This is a genomic window from Streptomyces deccanensis, from assembly GCF_022385335.1.
Classification (GTDB): Bacteria; Actinomycetota; Actinomycetes; order Streptomycetales; family Streptomycetaceae; genus Streptomyces; species Streptomyces deccanensis.
Genome location: NZ_CP092431.1, coordinates 5,628,683 through 5,646,258, shown reverse-complemented (window position 1 = coordinate 5,646,258; position 17,576 = coordinate 5,628,683). Strand labels below are relative to the sequence as shown.

Genomic DNA, 17,576 nt, shown 5'->3' with positions numbered 1-17,576 from the left:
GGGATCCCATGACCACCGGCCCGGACACCGGTACGCAGGACGCGCCGGCCACCGCGTTCGACGCGGGTACGTACGAGGTGCTGCGCGACCGGCTGGCCGCGCAGGCCGCCGAACTCGCCCGGCGCGCCGAGGCGCTCAACGTCCGCCGCACCGAGGAGTTCGGCTCCACCCGGCTGGAGCTGAGCGGCACCGAGCGGCTGCGCACCGAGCACACCTGCGTGCCTCGCGACATCGTCTCCGTCGGTGACGTGCTGCTGTTCGGCCACAACGTCTTCCTCGGTCTGAAGCGGGAGACGACCGTCGGCGACGTCTTCACCCTGTATGACAGGGGCCTGAACCGGCTGCCCGACGACGCCGTGCCCGGTCTGCTCGACGACCCTGCCTTCGCACGGGAGTTCGCGGCTCTCCACCGCTACTACCGCCAGGCGCACCTGCTCCAGCTCCGCCGCGTCGACGGCAAGGTGCTCGCCGTCTTCCAGACCGGTGAGAAGGCCGGCGACATCCGCGTCCTGCGCTGGGCGGTGACCGACGACGGCCGGGCGACCTTCCTGGATGCACGCGGCGAACGCGACCACGTCTTCCCGCCCTCCCACGACTTCGAGTGGACGGAAACGACCCGCGAGGACCACGTCCTGGGCCGCCACCCGCACGTCTCCATCGAGGGCGAGGTCTTCGTCGAGACGGTCGGCGGAACGCTGACGATCAAGGTCGAGGACGACACCGAGACGGGCGAGGGCATTCACAGCGAGCCCGTCGCCGAGCCGCTGCAGTCGCTCGCCGACGCCGACATCGCGTACGCGCGCGTGGGCGCCCTCATCCTGCTGGACGTGCTCCCTTACAAGGAGGACGTCCACCGCTACCTGGTCTTCAACACGCTCACCAGGACCGTCGTCCGCCTCGACGGCATCGGGCAGGCGTGCCGCCGTCTGCCCGAGGACCAGGGGATCGTCTTCCCCGGCGGGTACTGCCTGGCGACGGGGGCGTACAAGACGTTCGACGGCGTCGACACCGGGGGGCTGGAATTCGAGCGGGCGGTCCGCTCGCCCAACGGCGAGGACGTCCTCTTCGCGTTCCACGCGCGCGCGGAGGGCCGCAGCCTGCTGCTGCCGTACAACATGATCCGCAAGGAGGTCGCGGCCCCGCTGTCCTGTCACGGCTGGGCCCTGTTCGACGACGGCACGCTCATGGTGCTGCGCGCGGACCCCGCGGGAGTCGACGCCGAGCCGCAACGCGTTCACCCGCTTCAGCTCTGGAACTCCCCGTACGTCTCCGACGACCACGCCGCCGCCCGGCCCGTCGGCACCGGCCCGCTGGCCCGCGTGGGCAACGCCGATCTCGTCCGCGGCATCTCCGACTGCCTGTCCATCGCGGGCGCCGTCGCCGAGACGACTCCGACGAGTGCGGTGTACGAGTCCCTGGCCGCTGCCTGCGTCCGTGCCGCCGACTCCTACCACTGGCTGCGCGAGCCCGAACTCGGCGATCTGCACGAGCCGCTCACCCAGGTGCGGGCCACCGCCGAGCAGGTACTGGCCGAGTTCGAGACCGTCCAGGCACTCACGCGACAGGCTGCCGACGCGCTCGACGAGGCGGCGGCCCGTATAGCCACGGTGGTGCGCCGTCTGCGGGGCGAGGTCCCACGTGGAGCCGCCGCATGGGTGGCGGGCCTGACCGAACTCCGGCAGGCGCAAGGTCACCTGCTCACTCTCAAGGACATGCGGTACGCCGATGCCGTGCGCGTCGACGAACTCGCCGCCGCCGCTCAGGCCGACCTCGTCGCCTTCGGGCAGCGGGCCGTCGCCCACCTCGCCCACGAGGACGCCTTCTCCGAGCACCGGGCCGATATCGAGCGACTCGCCACCGATACGGAGGCGATCGCCACCGTTGCCGCGGCCGCGCCCCTCGCCGCCCGCATCGAGGACCTCACCGGCCAACTGCGCACGGTGACCGAGGTCGTCACCGGGCTCGACATCGGCGACGCCACCGTCCGTACGTCCGTCCTGGAGCGGATCGCCGAGGTACTGGGCGGCGTCAACCGCGCCCGCGCCACCCTCGACGGCCGCCGCCGCGAACTCCAGGAGCACGAGGGACGGGCCGAGTTCGCGGCCGAGTCCGCGTTGCTCGGGCAGGCGGTCAACGGTGCCTTCGCGGCCGCCGACAGCCCCGAGGCGTGCGACGAGCAGCTGGCCCGCCTGCTCGTGCAGGTGGAGAACCTGGAGTCCCGGTTCGCCGAGTTCGACGACTTCCTCGGCGAACTGGCGGACAGAAGTGACGAGATCCACGAGACGTTCGCCGCGCGCAAGCAGACCCTCGCCGACACCCGCGCCCGCCGCGCCAAACGCCTCACCGACTCGGCGCACCGCGTCCTGAAGACGATCACCCGCCGCGCCGCCACGCTCGCCGACGCGGACGCCGTCGCCACGTACTTCACCTCCGACCCCATGCCCGCCAAGGTCCGCCGCGTCGCCGCCGAACTGCGCGACCTCGGCGACCAGGTCAGGGCGGAGGAGCTGGACGGCCGCCTGAAGTCCGCCCGCCAGGAGGCCCTGCGGGCCCTGCGCGACCGCACCGACCTCTACGCCGACGACGGCCGTACCCTTCGCCTGGGCACCCACCGCTTCGCCGTCAACACCCAGCCCCTCGACCTCACCCTCGTCCCCCACGGCGAGGGCCTGGCCTTCGCGCTGACCGGCACCGACTACCGCTCCCCGGTCACGGACCCCGACTTCGCGGCCACCCGTCCGTTCTGGGACCGCCCTCTGCCCTCGGAGTCGCCCGAGGTCTACCGGGCCGAACACCTGGCCGCCCGCCTCCTTGACGAACACGGCCCGGCCGCCCTCGCCGAGGCCGACGACCTGCCCGCACTGGTCCGGCAGGCGGCGCAGAACGCCTACGACGAGGGCTACGAACGCGGTGTCCACGACCACGACGCGACCCTGATCCTCACCGCGCTCCTGCGCCTGCACGAGAGCGCCGGGCTCCTGCGTCACGAGCCCGCCGCCCGCGCCGCCGCACACCTCTTCTGGGCGCACGACACGACGGCCGAGGACCGCGACAACTGGACCCGGCGCGCAGTGTCCCTGGCCCGCGCCCGTGACACCTTCGGTCTCGCGCCCGCCATCGACGACCTCGTGGCCGAACTCTCGCAGGTGATCGGCACACCAGCGGCGGCCACCTACCTCTTCGAGGAGCTGACGACCGGCCCCGCCGGCTTCGTCATCAGCACCGGCAGCCGCACCCTGCTCGACAAGTTCCGCCGCACCGTGGGCACGTCGGCCTACGACGACGACCTCGCCGCCCTCGCCGATCCGGCCGCCCGCCGGCAACTCGTCGAGGCATGGCTGACGTCATACACCACCGCCACCGGAACGGACACCGCCCCCGGCGATCTGGCCGAGGCGGCGGCCGCGGAGCTCTGCCCGGACCTGCCGCGCTACGAGTCAGACGCACCCCTGACAAAGACCGTCGAGGGCCTGCTCGGCACCCACCCGCGTATCACCGGACGCACGCTCACCATCCGCGTCGACGAACTCCTGGCCCGCACCAAGGAGTTCCGCGCCCACGAAGTGCCCGCTCACCGCGCGTACCAGCGCCTGCGTACGACGCTGGTGGCCGCCGAGCGCACCCGCCTCCGCCTCGACGAGTACCGCCCGCGGATCATGTCCGCGTTCGTCCGCAACCGGCTCATCGACGAGGTCTACCTCCCGCTCATCGGGGACAGCCTCGCCAAGCAACTCGGCACCACCGGCGAGTCCAAGCGCACCGACACAGGCGGCCTGCTGCTGCTCATCTCCCCGCCCGGCTACGGCAAGACGACCCTCATGGAGTACGTCGCCGACCGGCTCGGGATGATCCTCGTCAAGGTCAACGGCCCCGCCCTCGGCAACGCCGTGACCTCCCTCGACCCGGCCGAAGCCCCGAACGCCACCGCCCGCCAGGAAGTCGAGAAGATCAACTTCGCGCTGCAGGCGGGCAACAACACCCTCCTGTACCTGGACGACATCCAGCACACCTCGCCCGAACTGCTGCAGAAGTTCATCCCGCTCTGCGACGCCACCCGCCGCATCGAGGGCGTAAAGGACGGCGAACCGCACACCTACGACCTGCGAGGCAAGCGCTTCGCGGTCTGCATGGCAGGCAACCCCTACACCGAGTCCGGCAGCCGCTTCCGCATCCCCGACATGCTCACCAACCGCGCCGACGTCTGGAACCTCGGCGACGTCCTGACCGGCAAGGAGGACACCTTCGCGCTCAGCTTCATCGAGAACGCCCTCACCGCCAACCCGGTCCTCGCCCCGCTCGCCGGACGCGACCGCGCCGACCTCGACCTGCTCATCCGCCTTGCCCAGGGCAACGCAACGGCCCACGCCGACCGGCTCACCCACACCTACGAGCCCGCCGAACTGGCGCGCATCCTGGCCGTCCTGCGCCACCTGCTCACGGCCCGCGCGACCGTCCTCGCGGTGAACGCCGCATACATCGCCTCCGCCGCGCAGACCGACTCCACCCGCGTCGAGCCGCCCTTCCAGCTCCAGGGCTCCTACCGCAACATGAACAAGATCGCCCAGCGCGTCCAGCCCGTCATGAACGGCACCGAGTTGGCGGCGCTGATCGACGACCACTACACCGCCGAGGCCCAGACCCTCACTACCGGCGCCGAGGCCAACCTGCTGCGACTCGCTGAGCTGCGCGGCACACTCACGCCCGAACAGGCCGCCCGCTGGACCGAGTTGAAGACCGCGTACGTCCGTGCGCAGGCGCTCGGCGGCTCTGAAGACGACCAGCTCACCCGCGCGGTCGCCGCCCTGGGCCTCCTCGCCGACCGGATCGCCGCCGTCGAGTCGGCGATCAACCGAGCCGCCGACCCACGCCACCTCATCGCCAACCCCACTGCCCGCCACTCGGCCCGCCCGGCCCCGGGGCCGGAGAAGGAGTGAGGTGACGCGTACCGTCCAGTCGATCCGCGCCGGCGCGCGGGAGCAGTTACGTCGAGTTGCCCACTGCTGTCGGCGTCGGACCCGCCCCTTTCTCGTGGCCCTGGCCCCGCGCTTCTATCTGAAGTGACTACAATGCGCCACAGGTGAGCCGGGAAGCCTGGTCGGCATTGACTGCCCCCTTCCCTGGAGCCGCCAAATGTCCAGACCTCACACGGGACGCCCCCTCGTAGGTGTACTCACGGTCATCGGCGCGTTGCTCACTCTCTGCGGTGCGGTGATGTGGGTGCTGCCGGGACCCGGGCTTCCGGTTCTGCTGTTCGGCATCCTGAGCCTGGCGGCTGCTGGGATCGCACTGCTGGCCGGCCGGTGGAATCGAGGCGGTCCGTGACACATCCTTCGGCGATGCCCGCGGAAGTCGCTGTTCTCCTCAGCCGCGAAGCATGGGCTCCCCTCACGATTCCGCCGTCTTCTCCCTACCAGAACGGCTAGGAGAGCGCTTGTGACTGACCCTTCGGTCGAGATGACCACCTCGGGTCGCTGCCTGGTAGCGAGGGTCAGCGGCGACATGGACTATGTGACCGACTCGGCGTTCCGCGCACAGTTCAGGGAGCTGTTGGGGCGGGGCGATCGCTTCATCGTCCTGGACCTGTCCGACGTCTCGTTCTGCGACTCGGCCGGACTGAGCGTGCTGCTCGGAGCGTGGCGGCAGGCGGCGGCGAGCGGCGCCGTGCTGGTACTGGCGAGTGTCCCCGGTCCCCTCCAGCGGGTCCTTCAGATGACGGGGGCTGATCAAGTCCTTCGGATACATGACACCGTCGTCGACGCGGAAGCCGGCTTCGGCGTCTGAGCGGCGGCGTCATTGCGGTCGGCCTTGCGGTCGGGGTTGCCCATGACCGGGGCTCAACGGCGGCTCGTGCTGATGCGCCGCAGGCGTCGGCGTGCGAAGCGGCGCAGCCGGCCGGGTCGAAACAACGGTCCGCCGCACCACCCGCTGCGCGGAGGCAGAGCCATCATGCGGAACTGCCGATCCACTCTCCGCCTCGCGGCCCCCACCTGCGGCATCTGTTGCGTAGGCATGGAAGCAGCTGTCGAACTGCGGCAAAGTGATCTTCCATGTCGTCCCTCCCACGCCAGCTGCCGCCACGCAGCGGGCACATGATCGTCTGCGGTGATGACGGGCTGGCCCACCGGCTGTCCGACGAACTGCGCGACGTCTACCGCGAGCAGGTCACGCTCGTCGCTCCCACCCGGAGCGGTGTCGCGACGGGCACGTCGCCCGGCGCCGGGCGACGGCACTCTTCGGACGCGTGTCCTCGGTGATGACGCGGGCCACGGGCACCGCACCGGACGCCGCCGACAACGGGCATGTGCTGGAAGCGTCGGAGCTCACCGACGAGGTATTAGCCGCAGCCGGTGTCGCTCGGGCCACCGCGGTCGCTCTGGTGCATGAGGACGACGAGGTGAACATCCGCGCCGCATTGATCGCCCGGCGCCTCAACCCACAGGTGCGGCTGGTGATCCGGCTGTACAACCGCAAGCTCGGCCAGCAGTTGGAGGAGCTGCTGGACCAGGCCGCCATTGTCGCCTCACCGGGGCTGGACCCGGTGGCTCTGGACACCTCCACTACCGTCCTGTCCGACGCGGACACCGCCGCACCGGCGCTGGCCGCCACGGCCGTCGCGGGCACCAGCAAGGTGGTACAGGCGGATGGGCTGCTGCTGCGAGCGGTCGAACGCACTCCGACGCGTCGCGGTGAGGCTTTCGACCCTGGCCTGTGCACCCTGGCACTGCTCTCGGCGACGGCCAACGATCCTGCGGGGGCTGAGGGTTCGGACCGCAGCGGGACGGAGGCGCCCCAGCTTCTGCCCAGCGAGGAGGCGGTTGCCGCGGCGACCGGACACGGCACGGTTGTACTGGAGGCCGTCTCGTACAGCGGGCCGCTCCTGCCCAGCGGGCGGCTGGCCAACCGGGGCTCACTGCTCGGACAGTTGTTCTCGCGTCGACTGCGCGGTTCGCTGTTCGGCCTGCTCGCCTGCGTCTTCGGCCTCGCCGTCGCCTACTGGCTGACCACCGACGACAGCCTGCTGCACGCCACGCACCTCACTCTGCTCGACCTGTTCGCCATCGACGACCCGGCGCTCGGCGAGCCGCTGAGCCGTCAGATCATGCAACTCCTCTCCGGGCTGGCCGGGTTGCTGCTGCTGGCGGTGATGACCGCGGCCGTACTGGAGGGCCTGGGCGCATTCCGCAGCTCCACCGCCCTGCGCCGCCCACCACGCGGCCTGTCCGGGCACGTCGTCCTCCTCGGTCTCGGCAAGATCGGAACCGCGTACTGGCCCGGCTGAAGGAACTCGACATCCCCGTCGTCTGTGTGGAGTCCGACCCCGAGGCACGCAGCATCCCGCTGGCACGCCGCCTGCGCATCCCCACCGTCATCGAGGACGTCGTCGAGGAGGGCGTCCTGGAGTCCGCCAAGATCCACCGCGCGCACGCCCTCCTCGCCCTGACCAGCTCCGACACCACCAACCTCGAAGCCGCCCTGTACGCACGCTCCGTCAAACCCGACCTGCGTGTCGCGCTGCGCCTGTACGACGACGGCTTCGCCACCGCCGTCTACCGCACCCTGCGCGCCGCCCACCCGCAGGCCCTCACCCGCAGCCGCAGTGTCTCCAGCCTCGCGGCCCCCGCGTTCGCCGGCGCGATGATGGGCCGCCAGATCCTCGGCGCCATTCCCGTCGAACGCAAGGTGCTCCTCGTCGCGGCCCTCGTCGTCGCAGGCCACCCGCAATTGGAAGGCCGCACGGTCGCCGAAGCCTTCCGCCCCGGGGCCTGGCGCGTTCTGGCCCTGGATGCCGCCGCGCCCGCCGACCGGCGCCCCGACCTCGCCGCGGCTCATCCGGGCGACGGCGACGACCGGCCTCCCGGGCTGCTCTGGGAACTGCACCCCGGATACGTCCTGCGGCCCGAGGACCGGGTCGTGCTGGCGACGACCCGGCAAGGGCTCGCCGAACTCCTCGGCCGCCATCCCAGGCCGGCCGACCCCGCCACGCCGTAGACCTGGCCCCGTGGCGCTTCCCGACTCGGTCGGTGCGGCTGCTCGGATGAACAGGGGCGGTGGTACGCGAGCAACTGGTCTGGACACGGCTGTCCTCAGGGGCCGCCGTCGGCCGGGTCCCCACCGCACTCCGGCCAGGCTGCGGGGAGGTCGACATCAAGAGAGCGTAGAGATTGCCGGAACCAGGCAGTGTTTTCGGCGGGGTCTACGTGTGAGTATGGCGGTCACCAGCGGGGGGACTGTGGGAGAGGGGCGGTGAACGCGGATGACCTGGTTTCTGGGTCTCGGCATCGCAGGAGTCGTACTCCTCGCTCTGTCCCTCGTCTTCGACGGTGTTCTCGAGGGCCTCTTCGGCGGGGTTGACGCGCTCGACGGTCTTTTCGACGGCTGGCTGTCGCTTCCGGTCATCGCCGGGTTCGTGTCCATGCTCGGCTTCTCCGGCGCGATCGTCTTGGGCACCACCGGGCTCGGCGCGGTCGGCGCCAGCGCGGTCGGCGTGCCCGCCGGAGCTGCCACGGGCTGGCTCGCCTACCGCCTCAGCCGGGCCCTGTTGAACGACCGGTCAAGCGCTGCCCCGCGCGGCGACGACCTGATCGGCGCCGCGGGTTCCGTGGTGACGGCCATTCCGGTCGGCGGCTACGGCGAGGTGCTGGTCCACCTGGCCGGGCAACCGGTGAAGCTCGCGGCGAAGAGCCCAAGCCCGGTGCCGCGAGGCGCCGAGATCTGGGTGGAGGAGGCGCTGTCGCAGACAGCGGTCTCCGTACGCCCGGTCGAACGCTGACCCGCGGCGCCGCTCTTCACATCGGGCGCCGTTGCACCGGCGCCGCCCTTTCATCTACTTGAGCCGTATCGATCTGCCGTCCCCTGGGAGGGCTGAGGGGAAAGACATCATGAGTCCAGTCGTCTTCGCCGTGATAGGAGTCGTCGTACTCCTTGTCCTGCTCGGCCTCGTCGTGGTCACCCGCTACAAGGTGGCGGGCCCGAGCGAGGCGTTCATCGTCACCGGCCGGCGCGGCAAGCAGGCCACCGACCCGGAGACCGGGCGGGTGTTCACCGACAACAGCGGGCAGAAGGTCGTGGTCGGCGGCGGAGTGTTCGTCGTGCCGTTCGTGCAGCAGAAGTTCACCCTCGACCTGTCCTCGCGGCACATCCCGATCGCGGTACGCGGCGCGGTCACCTTGCGCGGTGTCAAGGCGAACCTCGAAGGCGTCGCCATCGTCAAGGTCGGCGGCACCGAGGACTCGATCCGCGCCGCGGCCCAGCGGTTCCTGATGCAGCAGGACGGCATCGTCGGCTTCACCCAGGAAGTTCTCTCCGGCGCACTGCGGGCCATCGTCGGTCGGATGTCGGTGGAGGACATCATTCGTGACCGGGCCGCGTTCGCCAGTCAGGTCGCCGAGGAGGCCGAGGCGAGCCTGTCCGGGCAGGGCCTGGTGTTGGACGCCTTCCAGATCCAGGACATCACCACCGAGGGCTCCTACCTGGAGGACCTCGGCCGCCCGGAGGCCGCCCGAGCCAAGCAGGAGGCCGACATCGCCGAGGCCGTCGCGCGGCGCGCCGCCGAGCAGGCCCGGCTGAAGGCGGAGGAGGAAATAGCCATCGCCCAGCGGACCTTCGCGCTGAAGCAGGCCGAGATCAAGGCCGAGACCGACGAGGCCGCCGCCCGCGCCGCCGCAGCCGGACCACTCGCCGAGGCAGCCCGGCAGCAGGAAGTGCTCAGCGAGCAGGAGAAGGTCGCCGAACGCCAGGCCGCGCTGACCGACCGGGAGCTGGACACCAAGGTCCGCAAGCCCGCCGACGCCGCCCGCTACCAGGCCGAGCAGGAAGCCGAGGCCCGCCGGATCGCGCTGGTCAAGGAGGCCGAGGCAACCGCCGAGCGGGCCAGGCTGACCGGTGAGGGCGAGAAGGCGCAGCGCGCCGCGCTCGCCGACGCCGTCCGCCTCGAGGGCGAGGCGGAGGCCGCCGCCATCGGCGCCAAGGGTGCCGCCGAGGCCGACGCCATGCAGAAGAAGGCCGACGCCTTCGCCCAGTACGGCGACGCCGCCGTCCTGCAGATGCTGGTGGAGGTGCTGCCGCAGGTCGTCGCCAAGGCGTCCGAGCCGCTCAGCGCGATCGACAAGATGACGGTCATCTCCACCGACGGCGCCAGTCAGCTCTCGCGCACGGTCGCCGACAACGTCGCCCAGGGCCTCGAACTGCTCGGTTCCACCACCGGAGTCGACCTCGCCGAGCTGCTGAAGGGCATCACCGGCCGGGTCGGCGGCGCGCAGCCCGCGACGACGGCACCCGCCGGGGCCAACGGGAAGGTCGAGATCACCGGCTGACGCCGGCATCGACCGGAGAAGCGAGCCCGGGCGGTCCTGGAACCCCCCGGGCTCGTACGCGAGGAGGTACGAGGGGTGTTTCTGTGGCTCTGGCTGGTCGGCTGGTCAGCCTTCGCGCTGCCCGTGGCCATCGCCTCGCTGCGGGGCTGGGCACCGAAACGAATCCGCAGCCGTACGACCCCATGGGCCATCCGCGTCCGGGGCGTCGCCCTGCTGGTGATCTGGCTCGGCGGGCTGACCGGCCCGCTTCTACGGTGGAGCGACCTGGCCGCCACCGAGGACGCCAGTTTTTTCGCTTCCGTGGTGCAGGGTGGGCTGCTGATGTTCGCGGGAGGGCTCGTGGCCGGATCGCAGCTGGGCGAGTGGTTCTACCGGCGGGCAATGCGAGCACAGGCTGTTGATCAGGCACAGGGCATCAGCGGTCGGCAATGACCCTTGCCAGCCGGACGGGGGGTCGGACTTCGTCGCCCCTGGGTCTCGCTGATCAACTGGTCGGGTCAGCCGGCCTTTCTCCCCCACCGCGTGTCGATCCGCTCCCACTCCACGGCCCACTGCTCCAAACGCCGCTGGCTCAGGTACATGCGTATAACGGAGACAGCGGCCAGGGCGATGCCGCCCGCACCTGCCGCGACCAGCAATCCTGCGGCAGCCGCATGGGATCGTGCCTGCTCGTCGGTCAGGGGTTCGGCAGTGAGGTGACCGTCCTTGTCGATCCATATCGCGACCCGGTTGCCGGCGGGACTCGTCGCCGAGACCCTGGCCTCGCCGGTGCGAGTCGAACCGTCCGGCGCGGTCCAGCGGACCGTCGCCCACACCCGCGGATCGCCCGCTGCCCTGGCGGGCACCTTGCCCGCGGCGTCCTCGACGAGTACGGCCGACACCGTGCGGCGCTCCGCCCGCTGCCGGTCCGCGGACCGCTCGACCGCGTCTGCCGCCGCCAGCCCCGCGAACAGGCCGCCCACCAGGGCCAGCACCCATCCAGCGAGGATGACCCAGGCTTCGATGACGTCGCTGCGCCGCAGCAGCGGATTACGCCGCCACCGCCACCACCGCACCCTGGCACACCGCGCCGTCGCCATCGGCCGACACCCCTTCGTGAGCACCGGCAACTCGCTTCCAGCCTGCTGGGGAGAGATGGGCCCACTGCCCAGACCAGCTCCCCATCTTTCATGGTGCGCGCACAGCTATAGCGGTCGCACTGCCAGGTTCCGGCAGTGTTCACTACGGTCCGCCTGCCGGTTGCTGTCAGGAATTGGCCGACATCCCGGCCACGAAGACGTGATGACGTGCCCCCGGCCGCGCTGAACCCCGCTTTCAGCAGGCGTGCAGCAGGCGGCGCCAGATACGCCGGAACCATCCCATGAGATGGGGACATAACGGGCCGCCGTGGGGCAGGCTCAGTGCGGTCTCCCGCGTCATCGCCGCAAAGAAGGACCGCCCCTGGCGGCTCTGCAGGGTGGTATTCCACCGGTAGCCGCGACGGTGGGCGAACAGGGAACACACCAGTTCTCGCCCCAGTCCCTGGCGCTGCCACGTATCGCAGATCCAGAGGTCCAGGATGCGCCCCGTACGGCACGCTCCGCAGGCACGGAAACGAAGTCGGCCGACAACACGGCCGCACGGGCCATGCACGATGAACTCGGCCGTACCACCCAGAGCAGCGGTGGAGACGAAGGAGAGTCGTACCGGCTGACCGTCAGGGGCGTCGACGTTCCAGAATCCGGTCATCGAGAGTGGACCTCCTGCTGTATCCGTCGGCTGAGCAGGTCTGGTCAGGCTCCGGCGTCACCCTCCTGACGCCTCCGTGCCGGTCTCCCGGCTCCTCCGACGCCGTAACACGCGGTACGGCGTTTCCACGAGTGGCCGACACGACCGCGTTCACGCGCGCGCATCTGCGGTGGTCTCCTTGGACTGCGTGTCGGCGTCCTTGCGTCCGGCCGGGATTCCGGCAAGGTCGTCGACCTGGAAGAGACGGGCGATCGGCACGTCGGTGGAGCTGTGCGCGATGATCGAGAAGGCGATGCACACGGCGATGAGGGTGAACGCCTCCTCGCCCTGCGGGATACCGGCCTGCAGCACGAGCAGCCCGTACACCACCGATGCGAAGCCCTTCGGCCCGAACCACGCCGCGACCAGCTTCTCCCGGCGGGTGAACCGCGTGCCGAGCAAGGAGAGCAGCAGGGAGGCCGGCCGGATCAGCACGATGGCGAGGACCACGGCGACGTACCCGCCGAAGGACAGGTCACCGAAGAGCGAGGGCGTCAGCAGCGCGCCGAACACCAGTAGGGCCGCGAACTTGGCCAGCTCCGCCAGCGCCTCCCCGAGCGGCTCGAACGCCTCCTTCGCCTCCAGCGACCGGGCGGTGAGCACGGCCCCCGCGGCGAACGCGGCGAGGTAGGGGTTGGCGTGCGTGAGGTGGCAGAGCGCGTACAGGATCACGCCGATCGCCAGTGGCAGCAGTGGCTGCAGCTTCGGCTCGGCGCCCAGCAGCCGGAAGCGTACGAGCTCGATCACCACGAACGGCAGGACGACACCGAAGACCAGTCCCAGGACCAGCTCCAGCGCGATCGTCCCCAAGGACGCTTCAGCCTGCCCGGAGGTCGGCCCGGCAGCGGCGATCAGGATGAGCACGACGGGCAGCGCGAGCCCGTCGTTGATGCCGCTCTCCACGTTCAGCAACTGCCGCAGCTTGGAGGGGACTTCCTTGCGGCCGACGATCGCGGAGGCGAACACCGGGTCGGTGGGCGCCAGCACGGCACCGACGAGGAAGGAGGTCGTCCAGTCCAGGCCCACCAGGTAGTGCGTGATCAGCGCCATGCCGACGAACGCCAGGGGCATGCCGAGGCCGAGAGCGCGGGCCGGGTTGCGCCAGTTCTCCCGCAGCTTGGGGAAGGAGACGTGCATGCCGTCGGTGAACAGCACCGCGAACAAAGCCAGATCGGCCGTCACGGACACGATCTCGCTGTCCGGAGTGATGTGGATCCAGCCCAGGAAACCGTTGCTGACGAGCGCGCCGCCGACCAGGAAGAGAAGCGAGGTCGACAGCACGGTCCGGGCCGCAAGACCCGACAGCAACACCGCGATGAGCAGCGCCACCCCGAAGACCACGACGAGCAGCATGACCACGACCCCCGATCGGCGAAGAGAGTTCTCCCACAACCGCCGACCAGACTTCCCGGCACACTGCGGGGAACCCTACACGCTCTTTACGCCGAGCTGACAGGCTCTTTCCGCGCACTGACGGCCGTCCGACATTGCCGCGATCCGGCATGGTGCGCTGCGCGGGACACGCTTCAGCGGGTTCCCGTGTCCCAGTGCGTCAGAGCGTAGGTCAGGCCGATCTGCCGCATGGCTGCCCGCGCCTGGTCGCTGGGGTGGGTGATGATCAGCCGTGTGCCACGTGCCCGCGCGGCTCGGACGGCGGCGAAGAACGCCGCGCAGCCGGCCGGGCTGAGGTGCCGCAACTCGGTGAGGTCCACCTCCAGGACATCCGGTCCTGCTTCGATCACCCGCAGAAGGTGCCGGCCCGTCCGTTCGGCACTGCGGGCGTCGAGATCGCCCCGCAGCCGGACCACCTCACGGCCCGATGGTGGGACTGGACCGGAGCGGCGGCGGTGGCGGAAGAGGGGCATCGAAGCCTCCAGGGCAGGCGGATATGTCCGCCGACCAGACTTCCCGGCACACCTAGGGGCAGCGTACGGGTGATGACCATCGCCCGCCCGTCGCGCGCGTCCGTGTGCTGACCAGGCTGGCGCCCCTGTGCCTCGGTGCGGCGGAGGCACCTTGCCCGTAGTCGGCACGGCCCCACCTTTGAAAATTGCCGGAGAAAGGCAACAACCCGGCTCGCACCGGGCCATGCTCGCGGCCATGCGCTAGAAAGACGTCAACAACGCATCAACGTCGGGGGGACCCACATGGCGGGGCGGGACGTGTCCGAGGGCTACGAGGAGTACCTGGAGGGGTACGCCCGCATCCTCGCGGACGCCTCGGCGACCGGTCGCCGACTGACCCGGGACGAACTCGACTCCCGCCGTGCGCTGGGCGAGCAGGCCGCGGAGGCCGGCCTCGGACTGCGCGCCCTGGTCGGCGCCCACATGGCAGCCACCCGGGCGCACTGGCCGACCGGGGACAGTGTTTCCGTGGACGACGCGCTGGGGGCCGCGGCGCAGGCCGTGGACGCGTTCGCCGAAGGCTATGAGAGGGCGCAGCGGCTCGCCGTACGCCAGGAGGAAGCCGCTCGCCGCGAGTTCATCGACGACCTGCTGTACGGCCGCAGCGACCTGGGCCGACTGGCCCAGCGCGCCGAACGCTACGGGCTGCGGCTGTCGTACGAGCACGCGGTCGCCGTGGCACGTGGCACGGTCGCGTACGAAGAGGGAGACACCGTGCTCCGGGAGGTGGAGCACGCGCTGATTGGCCGGTTCGGCGACCGCAGCATCCTGCTCACCACCAAGGACGGCCGACTGGTGTGCATCGCCCCGGGTGACCAGAGCGAGGTGCTCGCCCACTTCGCCAAGCAGGCGTTCGCCGCCACCGGCGGCGGCCAGGTGGGAATCGGCCGCCCGCAGCCGGGCGCGGCCGGCGTCGTCCAGTCCTACGAGGAGGCCCTCAACGCCCTCGACCTGGGCGAGCGCCTCGAACTCGACGAACCCGTGCTGCACGCCGCCGACCTGCTTGTCTACCCCGTCCTCACCCGCGACCGGCAGGCCATGGCCGACCTGGTCGAAAGCGCGCTCGGCCCGCTGCGCGGAGCCCGCGGTGGCCCCCAGCCGCTCCTCGACACCCTCACCGCCTATTTCGACTCCGGCTGCGTGTCCGCGGAGGCGGCGCGGCGGCTGTCACTGAGCGTGCGCGCCTTCACCTACCGCCTGGAACGCATCCACAAGCTCACCGGCGCGGACCCGTCCGAACCGGTGCACCGCTACACCCTCCAGACCGCCGTGATCGGCGCCCGATTGTTGGACTGGCCGTCGAAGCCATCGCAGGTTCGCAAATAGGCTCCCGGCTCTGCTCGCCGCAAGGTGTAGGGCAGCGATCTCCGCCCGCTGGCCGTGACGACCATCACAGCAGGTCTCCGTGGGCCGCAGTGCTCAAGGCGCATACACGCGGCAGCCCCGGATACTGTGTAAAGAACGCGTCAATCGACGCGCGGTGTGCCGGGAAGTCTGGTCGGCGTCGAACGGGCACGTGTGCCCACAATCCGATGCTGTGGAGGTTCTCCCGGATGCGTGACGGCCAGCGTGAGCGTTCTGTGTTTCTCGGCCTGCTGCCCTGGCCGGAGCGGGTGCGGGTGGCCCGGGCCCTTCGCACGGAGACGGTCGGCGGGCTGGTGCTGCTGGCGGCGGCCGTGGTGGCGCTGGTGTGGGCGAACACCCCGTGGAGCGGCGCGTATGAGCACGTACGCGATTTCCATTTCGGGATACCCGCGCTCGGCCTGGACCTGTCGGTGGGGCACTGGACCGCGGACGGGCTGCTGACCATCTTCTTCCTGGTCGCCGGAATCGAGCTGAAACGCGAACTGGTCGTCGGCGAGCTGCGGACCCCTGCCACGGCGGCCCTGCCCGTGGTCGCCGCTGTGTGCGGCATGGTGGTCCCCGCCGGCGTCTACCTGGCCACCGTCGGACTCGGCGGGGGCAGCGCACAGGGGTGGGCGGTGCCCATGGCCACCGACATCGCCTTCGCGCTCGCCGTCCTCGCGGTTCTCTCCACCCATCTGCCCTCCGCCCTGCGGGCCTTCCTGCTAACCCTGGCGGTGGTCGACGATCTCGGCGCGATCCTGGTGATCGCCGTCTTCTTCACCAGCGACCTGAACCCCGCCGCCCTCGCCGGCGCCGTGGCCGGACTGGTCGTGTTCTACCTGCTGCAGCGGTTCCGGGTGCGCGGCTGGTGGTGGTACGTGCCGCTGGGAGTGGTGATCTGGGCGCTGATGTACAACGGCGGAGTGCACGCCACGGTCGCCGGTGTGGCGATGGGCCTGATCCTGCGGACCGTCCGCGACGACGACGAGGACGCCTCCCCCGGGGAACGGACCGAGCATCTGCTGCGACCGGTGTCGGCCGGTGGGGCGGTACCGCTGTTCGCGCTCTTCGCCGCCGGGGTGAGCGTGTCGGTCGGAGGGCTGGGAGAGGTATTCACGCGCCCGGAGCCACTGGGAGTGGTTCTGGGCCTGGTCGTGGGCAAGACGGTGGGAATCTTCGCGGGCACCTATCTGGCGGCCCGCTTCACCCGGGCCCGCCTCAACCCGGACCTGGCGTGGGCGGATGTGTTCGCCCTGGCGGTCCTGGCCGGGATCGGCTTCACCGTCGCCCTACTGATCGGTGAACTCGCCTTCACCGAACCGGCCGACGTCGAGCACATCAAGGCCGCCGTCCTGCTCGGCTCGCTGCTCGCCGCGGCCGTCGCGGCACTGCTGATCAAACGCCGCAACGGGATCTACCGCCGCCTGTGGGAGGCCGAAACCCGGGACGAGGACGCCGACGGTATCCCCGACATCTACCAGCGCACCGCCTCCGGCCGCGATGGTGCCGAGGGCACGAGCTGAACTGCCTACCTCTCGCACTCGCCGACGCTTTTGATGACATGAGTTGCAGGAAAAAGGGGGCCAAGGATGCAGAATCTGTTCAGTCGAGGCGGTGCGGTCGACATCGCGATGGGATGGCTCGGTGTACTGGCTTCGACGTCTTTGCTGGTGAAGGTAATAGCGCTAACGAGACATGGCGCTTCGCCTACGTGGTCGATGATCGCGGGCGCGCTGGTCGCACTCAGCCTGCATCGCCTGTATCGGATCCGCCGGGACAGTCCCCAGACCAGGCCGTGAGTATCCCTTGCCGACTCGTCGTGACGCTCCGATCGCGGGGCCAGTCGGCCACGGGCAAAAGCCGTCGCACGTCTTCTCTCCGAAACGAGCAGGTGTCCGGCCCGTCAGATGCGTCTTGCCGTCGCCCCCCGCGGCTTCACCGAGGCCACGGGCGGCCCCTGGGAGGTTGTTTCGCCAGATGTTTCATCCCGGAATCGCCTGGCAAGGAAGCGCCTCGGGCTGACGTCGAAAACGGTCAGCCGACCGAAGAACATCCCCTGGATTCGTCATCCTGCCCCAGCGCTGGATGGTCGAGCGTTCCCTGGCCTGGATCATGCACGACCGCTGGCACGCGCGGGGACTACGAATGGCTGATCCAGCATTCGGATTCACTGATCACCTGGGCCGCGATCACGCTGATGGCCAGGCGGATTACCCGCAGAGGTTCCCGCAAAAGCGGCCAAGCG

Annotated in this window: 11 protein-coding genes and 1 pseudogene; 8 read left to right on the top strand and 4 right to left on the bottom strand. The window is 70.4% G+C overall.

The features are described from left to right. Window positions 1–8: 8 nt before the first annotated feature. The 6 genes and pseudogenes from L3078_RS25175 (at window position 9) to L3078_RS25150 (ending at window position 10,745) form a co-directional block, all read left to right on the top strand. Window positions 9–4,934 (top strand): DNA repair ATPase, encoded by a 4,926-nt coding sequence (locus tag L3078_RS25175; protein WP_239756218.1) that lies wholly within the window; start codon window positions 9–11, stop codon window positions 4,932–4,934. Between the two features lie 499 nt (window positions 4,935–5,433). Next, window positions 5,434–5,781: an STAS domain-containing protein gene (locus L3078_RS25170; RefSeq protein WP_239756217.1), complete on the top strand. Its 348-nt coding sequence runs from the start codon at window positions 5,434–5,436 to the stop codon at window positions 5,779–5,781. Between the two features lie 266 nt (window positions 5,782–6,047). Continuing rightward, window positions 6,048–7,989, top strand: a pseudogene (locus L3078_RS25165) (potassium channel family protein). A gap of 265 nt (window positions 7,990–8,254) precedes the next feature. Beyond that, the gene (locus L3078_RS25160; protein WP_239756216.1) at window positions 8,255–8,770 is read left to right on the top strand and encodes a hypothetical protein; all 516 of its coding nucleotides are present in this window, start codon (window positions 8,255–8,257) and stop codon (window positions 8,768–8,770) included. 109 nt (window positions 8,771–8,879) lie between these two features. Then, window positions 8,880–10,313: a flotillin family protein gene (locus L3078_RS25155; protein WP_152170476.1), complete on the top strand. Its 1,434-nt coding sequence runs from the start codon at window positions 8,880–8,882 to the stop codon at window positions 10,311–10,313. A 75-nt stretch (window positions 10,314–10,388) separates the two neighbouring features. Beyond that, window positions 10,389–10,745, top strand: coding sequence for a hypothetical protein (locus L3078_RS25150; protein ID WP_239756215.1), 357 nt, complete (start codon window positions 10,389–10,391; stop codon window positions 10,743–10,745). A 65-nt stretch (window positions 10,746–10,810) separates the two neighbouring features. Here the strand turns inward: L3078_RS25150 and L3078_RS25145 are convergent, their stop codons facing one another. The 4 genes from L3078_RS25145 to L3078_RS25130 form a co-directional block, all read right to left on the bottom strand. Next, window positions 10,811–11,392 carry an Rv1733c family protein gene (locus L3078_RS25145; protein ID WP_239756214.1) on the bottom strand — a complete coding sequence of 194 codons (582 nt, stop codon included), beginning with the start codon at window positions 11,390–11,392 and terminating at the stop codon, window positions 10,811–10,813. A gap of 235 nt (window positions 11,393–11,627) precedes the next feature. After that, complete coding sequence (locus tag L3078_RS25140) at window positions 11,628–12,041, bottom strand: GNAT family N-acetyltransferase (protein WP_239756213.1); 414 nt, start codon at window positions 12,039–12,041, stop codon at window positions 11,628–11,630. A 150-nt stretch (window positions 12,042–12,191) separates the two neighbouring features. Next, complete coding sequence (locus L3078_RS25135) at window positions 12,192–13,433, bottom strand: cation:proton antiporter (RefSeq protein WP_239756212.1); 1,242 nt, start codon at window positions 13,431–13,433, stop codon at window positions 12,192–12,194. 173 nt (window positions 13,434–13,606) lie between these two features. After that, window positions 13,607–13,945, bottom strand: a complete 339-nt coding sequence (locus L3078_RS25130) for an STAS domain-containing protein (RefSeq protein WP_239756211.1) — start codon at window positions 13,943–13,945, stop codon at window positions 13,607–13,609. Between the two features lie 282 nt (window positions 13,946–14,227). Between L3078_RS25130 and L3078_RS25125 the strand changes: the two genes are divergently transcribed. Further along, window positions 14,228–15,310 (top strand): PucR family transcriptional regulator, encoded by a 1,083-nt coding sequence (locus L3078_RS25125; RefSeq protein WP_239756210.1) that lies wholly within the window; start codon window positions 14,228–14,230, stop codon window positions 15,308–15,310. A 227-nt stretch (window positions 15,311–15,537) separates the two neighbouring features. Continuing rightward, window positions 15,538–16,854 carry a Na+/H+ antiporter NhaA gene (gene nhaA / locus L3078_RS25120; protein ID WP_239756209.1) on the top strand — a complete coding sequence of 439 codons (1,317 nt, stop codon included), beginning with the start codon at window positions 15,538–15,540 and terminating at the stop codon, window positions 16,852–16,854. Window positions 16,855–17,576: the final 722 nt, after the last annotated feature.